Annotated in this window: 12 protein-coding genes; 9 read left to right on the forward strand and 3 right to left on the reverse strand. The window is 31.3% G+C overall.

Annotated features, from left to right (window positions below; all coding sequences use genetic code 11):
* Positions 1–47 precede the first annotated feature (47 nt).
* Positions 48–1,106, reverse strand: a complete 1,059-nt coding sequence (locus HNV10_RS09585) for an acyl-CoA reductase (protein ID WP_173301131.1) — start codon at positions 1,104–1,106, stop codon at positions 48–50.
* A gap of 82 nt (positions 1,107–1,188) precedes the next feature.
* Between HNV10_RS09585 and HNV10_RS09590 the strand changes: the two genes are divergently transcribed.
* Positions 1,189–1,542 (forward strand): 4Fe-4S dicluster domain-containing protein, encoded by a 354-nt coding sequence (locus tag HNV10_RS09590; protein ID WP_173301132.1) that lies wholly within the window; start codon positions 1,189–1,191, stop codon positions 1,540–1,542.
* A gap of 83 nt (positions 1,543–1,625) precedes the next feature.
* Here HNV10_RS09590 and HNV10_RS09595 read toward each other — a convergent pair whose 3' ends face one another.
* Complete coding sequence (locus tag HNV10_RS09595; RefSeq protein ID WP_173301133.1) at positions 1,626–2,762, reverse strand: carboxypeptidase-like regulatory domain-containing protein; 1,137 nt, start codon at positions 2,760–2,762, stop codon at positions 1,626–1,628.
* Between the two features lie 300 nt (positions 2,763–3,062).
* Here HNV10_RS09595 and HNV10_RS09600 point away from each other — a divergent pair, with 300 nt between their 5' ends.
* From HNV10_RS09600 to HNV10_RS09635, 8 genes are all read left to right on the forward strand, one after another.
* The gene (locus tag HNV10_RS09600; protein WP_173301134.1) at positions 3,063–3,392 is read left to right on the forward strand and encodes a hypothetical protein; all 330 of its coding nucleotides are present in this window, start codon (positions 3,063–3,065) and stop codon (positions 3,390–3,392) included.
* Between the two features lie 67 nt (positions 3,393–3,459).
* Positions 3,460–3,831 carry a hypothetical protein gene (locus tag HNV10_RS09605; protein ID WP_173301135.1) on the forward strand — a complete coding sequence of 124 codons (372 nt, stop codon included), beginning with the start codon at positions 3,460–3,462 and terminating at the stop codon, positions 3,829–3,831.
* A gap of 29 nt (positions 3,832–3,860) precedes the next feature.
* Positions 3,861–4,052 carry a hypothetical protein gene (locus tag HNV10_RS09610; protein ID WP_173301136.1) on the forward strand — a complete coding sequence of 64 codons (192 nt, stop codon included), beginning with the start codon at positions 3,861–3,863 and terminating at the stop codon, positions 4,050–4,052.
* Between the two features lie 187 nt (positions 4,053–4,239).
* Positions 4,240–5,334: a redox-regulated ATPase YchF gene (gene ychF / locus HNV10_RS09615; RefSeq protein WP_173301137.1), complete on the forward strand. Its 1,095-nt coding sequence runs from the start codon at positions 4,240–4,242 to the stop codon at positions 5,332–5,334.
* A gap of 86 nt (positions 5,335–5,420) precedes the next feature.
* A complete protein-coding gene (locus HNV10_RS09620) occupies positions 5,421–5,882 on the forward strand; it encodes an SRPBCC family protein (protein WP_173301138.1) in 462 nt (153 codons plus the stop codon).
* A gap of 250 nt (positions 5,883–6,132) precedes the next feature.
* On the forward strand, positions 6,133–7,992 hold the full coding sequence (locus HNV10_RS09625) for a DNA topoisomerase IV subunit B (protein WP_173301139.1): 1,860 nt from the start codon (positions 6,133–6,135) through the stop codon (positions 7,990–7,992).
* A complete protein-coding gene (locus HNV10_RS09630; RefSeq protein WP_173301140.1) occupies positions 7,989–8,462 on the forward strand; it encodes a hypothetical protein in 474 nt (157 codons plus the stop codon). Before HNV10_RS09625 ends, HNV10_RS09630 begins: the two co-directional genes overlap by 4 nt.
* The gene (locus tag HNV10_RS09635) at positions 8,462–11,149 is read left to right on the forward strand and encodes a DNA gyrase/topoisomerase IV subunit A (protein ID WP_173301141.1); all 2,688 of its coding nucleotides are present in this window, start codon (positions 8,462–8,464) and stop codon (positions 11,147–11,149) included. The genes HNV10_RS09630 and HNV10_RS09635 overlap by 1 nt, the downstream gene beginning before the upstream one ends.
* Before the next feature lie 2 nt (positions 11,150–11,151).
* Here the strand turns inward: HNV10_RS09635 and HNV10_RS09640 are convergent, their stop codons facing one another.
* A complete protein-coding gene (locus tag HNV10_RS09640) occupies positions 11,152–12,099 on the reverse strand; it encodes a hypothetical protein (protein WP_173301142.1) in 948 nt (315 codons plus the stop codon).

A 12,099-nucleotide genomic window follows, 5' to 3' on the forward strand; every position in this document is an offset into this window, starting at 1 on the left:
TGCTAATTAAATGCTTAAATTGTGTTATTAAATTGATAATTTTTAAGTCATATTTCTAATAAAAATTTAACGGTATCTACGTTATCTGCATAATCATACAACTCAGGATTTTGAGTTTTACCAAACGGGATTTCATCTTCTAAAATACCTTCAGCAACTATACATTGAATTTTATCTGATTCTAAATCAATTTTTTGTTTTAGGTTTTCTATGTTAGTATAATGTTCGTAGAACAATGTAGCGATAGGCGAAGCGTAACTTTTATCTTCTTTTATCATAAGAAATCCGTTTTCTAACATATCAAATTCACTCATTAAATAAACGGCTTTATTATAATCGTAATTATTGGCGTATTTAGACTCTTCAATAATAGGATGCCATTTATAGACGGCTTTAAAAAGTGCTTGAAAATCGTAATCTTTTGGCACAAATAGTTTTGAAACATTTCTGCAACCTAAACCATAATATCTAAAAATATCATCGGCTAAAGCTTCTAGCTGTTTAGAGGTTTCTGCACCTGTTAAAATCGCAACCGAATTTCTGTTTTTTCTAATTATTGAAGGTTTGTTTTTAAAATAATATTCAAAATAGCGCGCTGTATTATCGCTTCCAGTTGCTATAACAGCATCAAATTTTTCTAACTTTTCTTCAGTAAATTTTATTTTTCCTTTAAAGCCTGGTTCTATAACTTCTAAATATTTAGCTAAAAAGGGAAGTAAATGTTTATCGTTAGAAGACTGTTTTACCAATACATTATGATTGCAAATTAATACAGATAAAAAATCATGAAAACCAACTAATGGTATATTACCTGCCATTATTATAGCAATGGTTTTAGGTTTTGTGTTGTTAAAGTTATACTTTTTGGTCCACTCATTAATGTTTTTGTATGTCAATGCATTAGACCAATTTTTTAAAGCAAACGTGATATTTTTTTCTGTAAACCATCCGTTGTTTTCTTTAGCTATTTTTATTTGATGCTTAAAGCCATCAAAGAATAAATCGTTAGCTTCGATAGTATCATTTTTAACGAATTCATTATTCTGAAATTGTTGTAAAAAAGCACCTAATTTTATAAATGCGTTAATTCTTTGTTGTAATTCCATATATGGTTTGGTTATACGATGTTTTGGCTTTATTTTCGCATTTGCAAAATTACGTAAAGTAAAAAGAAAAAGATAAAATACTATGGCAATAATAATCACCGACGAATGTATAAATTGTGGAGCATGCGAGCCAGAATGTCCAAATACAGCTATTTATGAAGGCGCAGATGATTGGCGTTATTCTGACGGAACTAGTTTATCTGGAAAGATAGTTTTACCTAATGGAAAGGAAGTTGATGCAGATGAGACGCAACAACCAATAGATGACGAAGTATATTACATTGCGCCAGATAAGTGTACGGAATGTATGGGCTTCCATGAAGAGCCTCAATGTGCAGCAGTTTGCCCTGTGGATTGTTGTATACCAGACGATGCACATGTAGAAACGGAAGAAGAGCTTTTAGCAAAACAACGTTTTATGCATCCTGACGAATAGTTTACAACGACATTTTATATAAAAAACCCAAAGTTTAAAACTTTGGGTTTTTTATGTTTTATAGATAAGTAATAATTACTTTTTTACTCTGTCTTTAAGCTCGCCAATTCAAAAACTAAATATTGAATTGATCGTTCTACAGCTTCAGATTGTGTAGCGCTATTCTTAGTGTGAAATGAAGAATATAAAACACCACCATCTCCATGATTAAAAGTATAAGCTAAATGAATGTCTTCTGCGGTGCCGTCTGTGTATTCAACTGGTCCATGTAACCAAGGTATAACAGTATCTTCATTATAAGAAGCAACGGGTTGCCAACTATCTAAAAACTGATCTATAGTTACAGTATTATCTGTGGTAGAAATATTAAAATTTAAGGTCATCCAATTTAATAAATCTGTGTTCAGCACTTCTGCAACGGTAGATAATGATTGTCCTGAACGATTTGGTTCTCTAAAACTTATATAATCTGTACCATAATTGGTAATATCATTTAAATATACAAATGCATAATCGGTAGCGTAAAGTAATCCTCCATTTGCAACAAAATCTGTAAGGTTACTACTGTAATCTGTTTTGTATTCTGATAAGCCACAGTTTAAAAAAATAATATCATAATTGGCTAATAAAGTAGGTGACTCAATTAAACTTCCAAAACCAAAGTCTACATTAGGTGCTAATTGATTGTTGGTGGTTTTGCTATGACTAGCGTTAGCATGGCTGTGAGTATGTTGAGTCCCACTTGGTCTTCCTACTAAATCCTGTCCGTCAATAATATCAAACAAAGGCTCAAGAGTTACAGGGTTAACGAGACCTATGTTATACAAAACAGTTTCAATATTGTCATAATTACCTGTAACTACTGCAATATTTGGAAACTCAGTTATTTCAATTGTACTTAAATCTATATCAAAAATATCATCTTCATTAGATACGGTAGTATTGAGTGTAGTTGAAAATAAACCCTTAGATAATTTTATTTCAAAATCTCCAGGAAACACATTGTTAATAATAAAATTACCTTCACTATCAGTTAGCGTTTCAGAAATTACAATATTGTCCTCATATAACATTACTTTGGCTTTAGATATAGGATCAAGACCGTTAGGAACAACAAATTTCCCAGAAAGCGTGTAATCTCCTGTGAGATTATCTGAGTTTTTTTCTGAGCAAGAAAAGGCAAGACATAGTAACAGAATAAAAGCGATTGATTTTTTCATTATATGAGATTTTAATGGATTAGTTATATAATAAAGATGCACAATATGTAAAATGGTTGCGTCTAATGTTGGTATTAATATAACATGTTAGGTTTGGTTTTCCCTACTTTTAATAATGTATGGGAGAAATAGAAGTAGTATTAGATTAAAAACCTTAAGTCTTTGACTTTAGATTTTTTTTGGAAATTAAAGCACATCAATCTATTGCTATTATATAAGTAAAACCTAATTTCGCAGCTTATAACTAAAATTATTTAGTAGATAAAGAATAATAAATAAGACGCAGTAATTTACTTTAATATGGAACAATCAGAATTTTTAGAGAAAAATGTATTTACAGGTTTAACTAATATTAATGACGGATTCGATTCTGAGAATATTTATTATTTCTCTGAAGCAGATTTTGAAATAGTACTGCAACGTGCAGAGCACTTTGGACTTAGTATATACGGAATAGAACCTTGGTTAAACGGCGAAATGTTTGATGTTTTAAGTCATGATTCATTCAGAAAAAAAGCTACTGATCCAAAATGGTATAATAAAGCATTTTCTGAGTTTAAAAAAAGACAAGAAGGCTTAGCTTATGCTGCATCATATAAGGTTTCTAAAAAACTTTTAGAGCGCGAGTAATACAATTTGAAATCATTTAGTTTATTCAGATTTTTTATTTGAGAATTTGTTTATTACCTTATAAATTATGACATACCAAGAGGATTTTATTGTGTTTTGGCAACAAGTAAAACAAAGTATTAAAGAAGAAGCTTTTGCAAAGCTAACCATGGCTAAAACCATTGGTAAGCCAGAATTAAAAAATATATTCCTCAGGCCTATTTATGCTGATGGTGAGTTTAAGGTGATTCTTAAATACAGCTTTAGACCAAGAGAAACAGAAGATATAGAGGAGGAGATGACCTTAGAAGAAGCATTAATCATTATAAAAGAACATTTAAAGACATCTTTTCTATCTGTTTTATTATTTTCTACAGCAAAAGATGTTACTTTTAAAATAAATAAAAAAGGCATAGGTACAATTACAGAAAATTATCCAACATTTAAAAATGTTAGTTAAATAGCCTTTTGTTTTAAATACCTTAAAAGATGAAAATAATATTTGCTCTTTTACTACTATTTAATCTTTCTCTTAGTTATTCTCAAATAGACAGTATTGCGAGAAAGAAGTTGATTGATAAGGCACTTCTTTCAGAAAATGATAATGAAGAATTAAAATTTATAAATACTTTTGAATTAGACAGTTCGTTAGTTAAAATTCATAAAAGAGTAATGGATTAATTTGTGATTTTTAATGGAGTGATTTTATTATTTTTAAAAAATGACTTCTTTTTATCTAAAATCTATAGTGTTGTTTTAACAACAATCCACAGAAATTTAAATTTTTAGGCTTAATAATTATTCCAAAAACTTTTATCTTAACTATTCCACGAATTAACTACATTTGCACTCGCAAAAATATTATCAAATGAAAGCTGGAATTGTAGGATTACCAAACGTAGGAAAATCAACCTTATTTAACTGTTTATCTAACGCTAAAGCGCAAAGTGCTAACTTTCCGTTTTGTACCATAGAACCTAATATTGGTGTGGTAAATGTACCAGACCCAAGATTACAGAAATTAGAAGAATTGGTAAAGCCAGAGCGTGTATTGCCAGCAACCGTTGAGATTGTTGATATTGCAGGTTTAGTAAAAGGTGCTTCTAAAGGTGAAGGTTTAGGAAATCAATTCTTAGCTAATATTAGAGAAACTGATGCTATTTTGCATGTTTTACGTTGTTTTGATAATGAAAATATAGTTCATGTTGATGGCTCTGTAGATCCAATTAGGGACAAGGAAACTATTGATATGGAATTGCAGTTAAAAGATTTAGAAACTGTAGAAAAGAAGTTAGATAAAGTAAAGCGTGCTGCCAAAACTGGTAATAAAGAAGCTCAAAAAGAAGAAGCGATACTTTTAAAAATAAAAGAAAATCTAGAAGCTGGTATTTCTGTTAGAGCACTAGAATTTACTGAAGAGGATTACGAAGAGTTTGTAAAGCCATCTCAATTTATTACAGACAAACCAGTAATGTATGTTTGTAATGTAGATGAAGGTGCTGCAACTACTGGTAACGCTTATGTAGAAAAAGTAAAAGAAGCGGTTAAAGACGAAAACGCAGAAGTTTTAGTATTAGCTGTTGGTACAGAAGCAGATATTAACGAGTTAGACGACTACGAAGAGCGCCAAATGTTCTTAGCAGATATTGGGTTAGATGAACCTGGTTCTGCAAAATTAATTCGTTCGGCTTACAAACTTTTAAATCAACAAACATATTTCACAGCAGGTGTAAAAGAGGTTAGAGCTTGGACAGTAAATATTGGAGCAACTGGTCCGCAAGCCGCTGGTGTTATTCACACGGATTTCGAAAAAGGATTTATTAGAGCAGAAGTTATAGCTTATAATGACTATGTAGAATACGGAAGCGAAGCCAAAGTAAAAGAAGCCGGAAAAATGCGCGTAGAAGGGAAGAATTACATTGTTAAAGATGGCGATGTAATGCATTTCTTGTTTAACGTGTAATTAGAATTCTTCATAAATAAATAGTTTAGATTGTTAGATTGGTTTTATTTTGTTAATATAAAAAGTCAAAACTGTCTAATTATATAATGGCAACAATAGAAATCAAAACCTTTATAAAAGCAGATTTAAAAACCTGTTTTGATTTGGCGCGGAATATTGATTTTCATAAAGCTTCAATGGCAGATTCAAAGGAAAGAGCAGTAGCTGGTAAAACCTCTGGATTAATTGAGTTAGGAGAATCCGTTACATGGGAAGCTATTCATTTTGGATTTAAGCAAAAATTAACTTCAAAAATTACTGAATTTGAAACTCCTACGTATTTTGTAGACGAAATGGTTTCAGGAGCTTTTAAATCGTTTAAACACGAGCATATTTTTGAAAATAAGAATGAAAACACTTTAATGATTGATAAATTTCATTTTCAATCGCCAATAGGAATTCTAGGTAAATTGGCCAACGTACTTTTTCTAAAACAATACATGATAAATTTGTTAGAAACTAGAAATAAACTACTAAAAACAGAAGCTGAAGCTATAACTAAGCAATAAGATTGTAATTATTAAATGTTATATCTTTCTAGATTAAGATTGTTATAATTTTAGCAAATCAAATACTTTCAAAAAGTAAGGATATTAGCGGATTTATTCAAAAATAATGCTTTCTAAACTCAATACTAGTGTATATCTAGGTTCTCAACAGGTTTTTGTGCATTATTGTTAATTACTTTACCTATTCCATATTTCATTTTTTGTGGTATAGTATTATATTAGCATTCCATCTATAATTTTGCCTATCTCTATGTCAGAACAATCTAATTATACCGAAGATAACATACGCTCACTCGATTGGAAAGAACACATCCGAATGCGACCAGGTATGTATATCGGAAAATTAGGTGATGGTTCTTCTCCAGATGATGGTATTTATATTCTATTAAAGGAAGTTTTGGATAACTCTATTGATGAGTTTGTGATGGGAGCAGGTAAGACCATTGAGATTTCTATACAAGGTGAACGTGTTATTGTTAGAGATTATGGTCGTGGGATTCCTCTTGGAAAGGTTGTAGACGTTGTTTCTAAAATGAATACTGGTGGAAAGTATGATTCTAAAGCCTTTAAAAAATCAGTTGGTTTAAATGGTGTTGGTACAAAGGCGGTAAATGCGTTATCATCTTATTTTAGAGTTGAATCTACTAGAGATAGCAAATCAGCTTCCGCAGAGTTTGCACAAGGAAATCTTACCAACCAAGAGCTTTTAGAAGAAACAAGTAGAAGGAAAGGAACTAAAGTTAGTTTTATACCTGATGAAATCATCTTTAAAAATTATAAGTATCGCAATGAGTATGTTGTTAAGATGCTTAAAAACTATGTATATCTAAATCCAGGATTAACCATAGTTTTTAATGGTGAAAAATATTTTAGTGAAAACGGATTAAAGGATTTGTTATCAGAAAACATTAATGAATCCGATATGCTATATCCAATTATTCATCTTAGAGGTGATGATATTGAAATAGCAATTACACATAGTAAAACTCAGTATAGTGAAGAATATCATTCTTTCGTTAATGGACAGAATACCACTCAAGGTGGAACTCATTTAGCGGCATTTAGAGAGTCAATTGTTAAAACCATTAGAGAGTTTTACGGAAAAAATTACGAAGCATCAGATATTAGAAAATCCGTAGTAAGTGCCATTGCTATAAAAGTAATGGAACCTGTTTTTGAGAGCCAGACTAAAACAAAGTTAGGTTCTACAGATATGGGAGGCGATTTGCCAACAGTAAGAACTTATATTAATGACTTTGTAAAGAGATATCTCGATAATTTTTTGCATAAGAATCCAGATACTGCAGAAAAAATACAACGTAAAATACTTCAGGCAGAACGCGAGCGTAAAGAATTGTCTGGTATTAGAAAATTAGCAAAAGATAGAGCTAAAAAGGCAAGTCTACATAATAAGAAATTACGCGACTGTCGTGTGCATTTTGGAGATACCAAAAACGAAAGAAATTTAGAAACCACCTTGTTCATTACAGAGGGAGATTCTGCATCTGGTAGTATTACAAAATCGAGAGATGTTAATACGCAAGCGGTTTTTAGCTTAAAAGGGAAACCCTTAAATTGTTATGGTTTAAGTAAGAAGATTGTTTATGAGAACGAAGAATTTAACTTGCTTCAAGCTGCTTTAAATATTGAAGATTCTCTTGAGGATTTACGTTATAATAATGTAGTAATAGCAACAGATGCTGATGTCGACGGAATGCATATTAGATTGTTGTTGATTACGTTTTTCCTACAATTTTTCCCAGAAGTTATAAAAGAAGGACATTTATATATACTGCAAACACCATTGTTTAGAGTACGAAATAAAAAGGAAACCATTTATTGTTACTCTGAGGACGAAAGAAGAAATGCAATGGAAAAACTAAAGCCGAAGCCCGAAATAACTCGATTTAAAGGATTAGGTGAAATTTCACCAGATGAATTTGTGCATTTTATTGGTGAAGATATGAGATTAGACCCTGTAATGTTGGATAAAGATATGTCTATTGAAGAGCTATTATCCTTCTACATGGGGAAAAATACACCAACACGTCAAGAGTTTATTATAGATAATCTTAAGGTTGAACTTGACGTTGTTGAGGACACAATATGAGAACAGATAACAGAAATATAAAAAACAAAATTATTTCCATCTATTTTATATTAGTGGTTTGTGCTATTTTATTTGCCACAGTATTTAAGTCACTTAATCTTTTTCAGATAAATACACTGTACATAATAATAGGGTTGTTCTTAGCTGTCCTTTTTGTTCATTTTATTGCAAGATTTTTTGAATATGATAGCGATGGGACTAATCTTATAATTAAAAATAAAGGACTAATCCTCGCAGATTTTGTTAATTACAGAGAGCACAAAATAGAAATTCCAAAGTATAAGATTGAAGGATTTCATATATGTAATTATTTAGTATTTAAATCTTTAGTATTGGTTGTAAAATACAGTGATGGCAGTATAGTAAAGGAGCGATTTAATATTACACTTTTAAAGAAAAAGAAAATTAAATACGTTAGGCAGTCTTTAAAAAAGATTATAAAACAAAATAAAAAAGTTAAACAAGGGTAATGGCAGAAGAGCATGACGAGTTATTAAATGAAGACAATGGTAGCCAAGAAACAATAAAGAAGGTTACCGGAATGTATAAAGACTGGTTTCTAGATTACGCATCTTATGTAATTTTAGAGCGAGCTGTACCAGCAATTGAAGATGGTTTTAAACCAGTACAGCGTCGTATAATGCACTCTATGAAAGACTTAGATGACGGACGCTATAACAAAGTAGCTAATATTGTTGGTCACACCATGCAATACCATCCACATGGAGACGCTAGTATTGCTGATGCAATGGTACAGATTGGTCAGAAAGATTTACTCATAGATACTCAAGGAAACTGGGGAAATATATTAACAGGTGACCGTGCTGCCGCTTCACGTTATATTGAAGCAAGGCTATCTAAATTTGCCTTAGATGTAGTTTATAATCCCAAAATAACAGAATGGCAAGCCTCGTATGATGGCAGAAGAAAAGAACCAATAAATCTTCCGGTAATGTTTCCGTTATTGTTGGCGCAAGGAGGTGAAGGTATAGCCGTAGGTTTGTCAACTAAAATTTTGCCACATAATTTTATTGAGTTAATAGATGCATCAGTAAAACATTTAAAAGGTAAACGCTTTACAATATTACCGGATTTTCCAACAGCAGGAATTGCAGATTTTTCTAATTATAATGATGGTTTAAGAGGAGGAAAGGTTAGGGTTAGAGCAAAAATTTCTCAACGCGATAAAAATTCATTAGTTATTACAGAGATTCCTTTTAGCACTACAACATCATCTTTAATAGATTCAATTTTAAAAGCCAATGATAAAGGGAAAATAAAAATTAAGAAGATTGAAGATAATACAGCAGCTGAAGTTGAAATATTAATTCATTTGCCATCTGGTTTGTCTCCAGATAAAACGATTGATGCTCTTTACGCTTTTACAAATTGTGAAACATCTATATCACCTCTAGGTTGTGTAATTGAAGATAACAAGCCTTATTTTGTAGGTGTTACAGAAATGTTACGTCGATCTACGGATAATACAGTAGAGTTATTAAAGAGTGAATTAGAGATAAAGCTTGGTGAGTTTGAAGAGCAATGGCATTTTGCCTCTCTAGAGCGCATTTTTATTGAAAATAGAATTTATAGAGATATTGAAGAAGAGGAGACTTGGGATGGTGTAATTAATGCCATTGATAAAGGACTTCAACCGCATATAAAGCATTTAAAACGAAAAATTACTGTAGAGGATATTACGCGTCTAACAGAAATTAGAATTAAGCGTATTTCTAAATTTGATATAGATAAAGCTCAACAAAAAATAGATGCTTTAGAAGATCAGATAGCTGAAGTAAAACATCATCTAGCCAATTTAATTGACTATGCAATAGCATATTTCGAAAGATTGAAAAAGGAATATGGAGAAGGTAAAGAGCGAAAAACAGAAATTAGAATTTTTGATGACGTAGATGCGACAAAAGTGGTAATTAGAAACACAAAGCTCTATGTGAATAGAGAAGAAGGTTTTGTTGGTACATCTTTAAAACGAGACGAGTATGTTTGTGATTGTAGTGATATAGATGATATTATTTGTTTTACTAAAGAAGGTAAAATGATGGTGACAAAAGTGGATTCTAAAACTTTTATTGGTAAAAACATTATCCATGTAGCGGTATTCAAGAAAAAGGATAAACGCACCATTTATAACTTGATTTATCGCGATGGTAAAGGTGGTCCATCTTATGTAAAACGATTTGCAGTAACCAGTATGACAAGGGATCGTGAGTACGACCTAACTAATGGTAATAAAGGCTCTGTTTTATGGTATTTTTCTGCTAACCCAAATGGTGAAGCAGAGGTAGTTTCAATCTCACTAAGGCAAGTAGGTAGCATAAAGAAGTTGAAATGGGATTTAGATTTTGCAGATGTACTTATAAAAGGTAGAACATCAAAAGGAAATACGGTAACAAAATATGCAATAAAGCGTGTAGAACTCAAAGAAAAAGGCGTTTCTACCCTAAAACCAAGAAGGATTTGGTTTGATGATACAGTGCAGCGTTTAAATGTTGACGAAAGAGGAGAACTGATTGGAGAATTTAGAGGAGAAGATCGTTTGTTAATTATTAGTCAATCAGGTGTTGCAAAAACTATAATCCCAGAATTAACGGCTCATTTTGATAGCGACATGATTGTTATGGAGAAATGGATTCCTAGTAAGCCAATTTCAGCAATTTATTATGATGGTGAAAAAGAACGTTATTATGTTAAGCGATTTTTAATTGACCAAGAAGGAAAAGAAGAATCTTTTATTTCGGACCATCCAGATTCTCAATTAGAAATAGTTTCAACAGACTGGAGACCTATGGCAGATGTAGAATTCACTAAAGAACGAGGTAAAGATCGTAAGCCAAACATGGAGGTTAATCTTGAAGAGTTTATTTCGGTTAAAGGCATTAATGCTCTTGGTAATCAATTAACTAAAGACAAGGTGAATCAGATTAATTTGTTAGAGCCATTACCGTATAATGCTCCAGAGGAAGTGCATGCAGATGAATTGGAAGTAGTAGATGAGGAAACTATAAATACGGACACAAAGAACAATTCTGACACAGTTAAATCATCGAAATCTGAAGATGAGTTTTCTAAGAAAAATGATAATGAAAATGACGATGATTTAGGTACAGATGAACAAGGCCAGGTGACACTTTTTTAAATTTACATGAAGGGTTTTAATTTTTCTGATAAATATGCAGAGAATTTTTCAGCACCAATTACAGACATGTGCGTTGCGTCTTTCCAATAGGAGTTATCCTTAGTATCTTTGTAAAGATTTGTGAAATCTAAATATTTCAATCCTAAATCTTGCATTAAAGTTGAAAGCAATTTATTGTCTTCATTACAAGTATCATTGTAAATAGGTGTCGTCACAAATATAAATTTCTTATTTGGTGAATTGTCAATAAATGATTTTATTGATTTTAAATAATTAACAGCAGTAGTATTCATTTTAGTTTTACCCATACAATCTTCTGTTATGCTGGTATTGGCTTTAGCTAGAATAATATCTCTCATTTCTTGTTGAGAATTACTTACAGTTAGTGGGTCGTATCCAGAATAGGTTTTGTAATTATAGCTAGGTTTGAAGTAATTTTTTAAAATCCCTATTGAGTTTCCGTTATAATTCATGCTATAATAAAAACGTTGCAATACAGAAAGGCTTTTTGATTTGTTAAGCGAATTAGTAATGTTCTTTTCTCTGTGATATTTTGTTTTTAAACCTCTAATGTCAGAGCCATCATAGTTTGGGTCAAAAAAGTTTTTAGTATCAATATGTATTAATATAAGCTGTTTTTTGTCATTTTTCAAGGTGTTTATTAGAGTGCTGTTGTATGCAATACCAACTCCGTCAACGCCAATATTGAATCCGTTTTTACTAAATAAGTCAACATCTATGTGATGATTTGCTCTTGAGTTTCCAAAGACTATAAAGTCTGTACTGTCTTTAATGGATAAAAACTGATTTAGTTTACCAATTGCTTGTCCAGTCATAACTTCGTCACTTATTTTATTTAAACTAAAGAAGACGAGTTTGTCTAATCCGAAACTAATTATTAAAATTAATCCAATAAGTTTTAAAAGCTTTTTTGTGATTTCTGAGTTCAT

Origin of the sequence: Winogradskyella litoriviva, assembly GCF_013249065.1 — a bacterium.
In the GTDB taxonomy this organism is placed as follows: Bacteria; Bacteroidota; Bacteroidia; order Flavobacteriales; family Flavobacteriaceae; genus Winogradskyella; species Winogradskyella litoriviva.

Excerpts from the sequence above, each read along its gene's own strand:
- HNV10_RS09585 (WP_173301131.1), bottom strand. The coding sequence starts at position 1,106 with ATGGAATTACAACAAAGAATTAACGCATTTATAAAATTAGGTGCTTTT.
- HNV10_RS09590 (WP_173301132.1), top strand. The coding sequence starts at position 1,189 with ATGGCAATAATAATCACCGACGAATGTATAAATTGTGGAGCATGCGAG.
- HNV10_RS09595 (WP_173301133.1), bottom strand. The coding sequence starts at position 2,762 with ATGAAAAAATCAATCGCTTTTATTCTGTTACTATGTCTTGCCTTTTCT.
- HNV10_RS09600 (WP_173301134.1), top strand. The coding sequence starts at position 3,063 with ATGGAACAATCAGAATTTTTAGAGAAAAATGTATTTACAGGTTTAACT.
- HNV10_RS09605 (WP_173301135.1), top strand. The coding sequence starts at position 3,460 with ATGACATACCAAGAGGATTTTATTGTGTTTTGGCAACAAGTAAAACAA.
- HNV10_RS09610 (WP_173301136.1), top strand. The coding sequence starts at position 3,861 with ATGAAAATAATATTTGCTCTTTTACTACTATTTAATCTTTCTCTTAGT.
- ychF (WP_173301137.1), top strand. The coding sequence starts at position 4,240 with ATGAAAGCTGGAATTGTAGGATTACCAAACGTAGGAAAATCAACCTTA.
- HNV10_RS09620 (WP_173301138.1), top strand. The coding sequence starts at position 5,421 with ATGGCAACAATAGAAATCAAAACCTTTATAAAAGCAGATTTAAAAACC.
- HNV10_RS09625 (WP_173301139.1), top strand. The coding sequence starts at position 6,133 with ATGTCAGAACAATCTAATTATACCGAAGATAACATACGCTCACTCGAT.
- HNV10_RS09630 (WP_173301140.1), top strand. The coding sequence starts at position 7,989 with ATGAGAACAGATAACAGAAATATAAAAAACAAAATTATTTCCATCTAT.
- HNV10_RS09635 (WP_173301141.1), top strand. The coding sequence starts at position 8,462 with ATGGCAGAAGAGCATGACGAGTTATTAAATGAAGACAATGGTAGCCAA.
- HNV10_RS09640 (WP_173301142.1), bottom strand. The coding sequence starts at position 12,099 with ATGAACTCAGAAATCACAAAAAAGCTTTTAAAACTTATTGGATTAATT.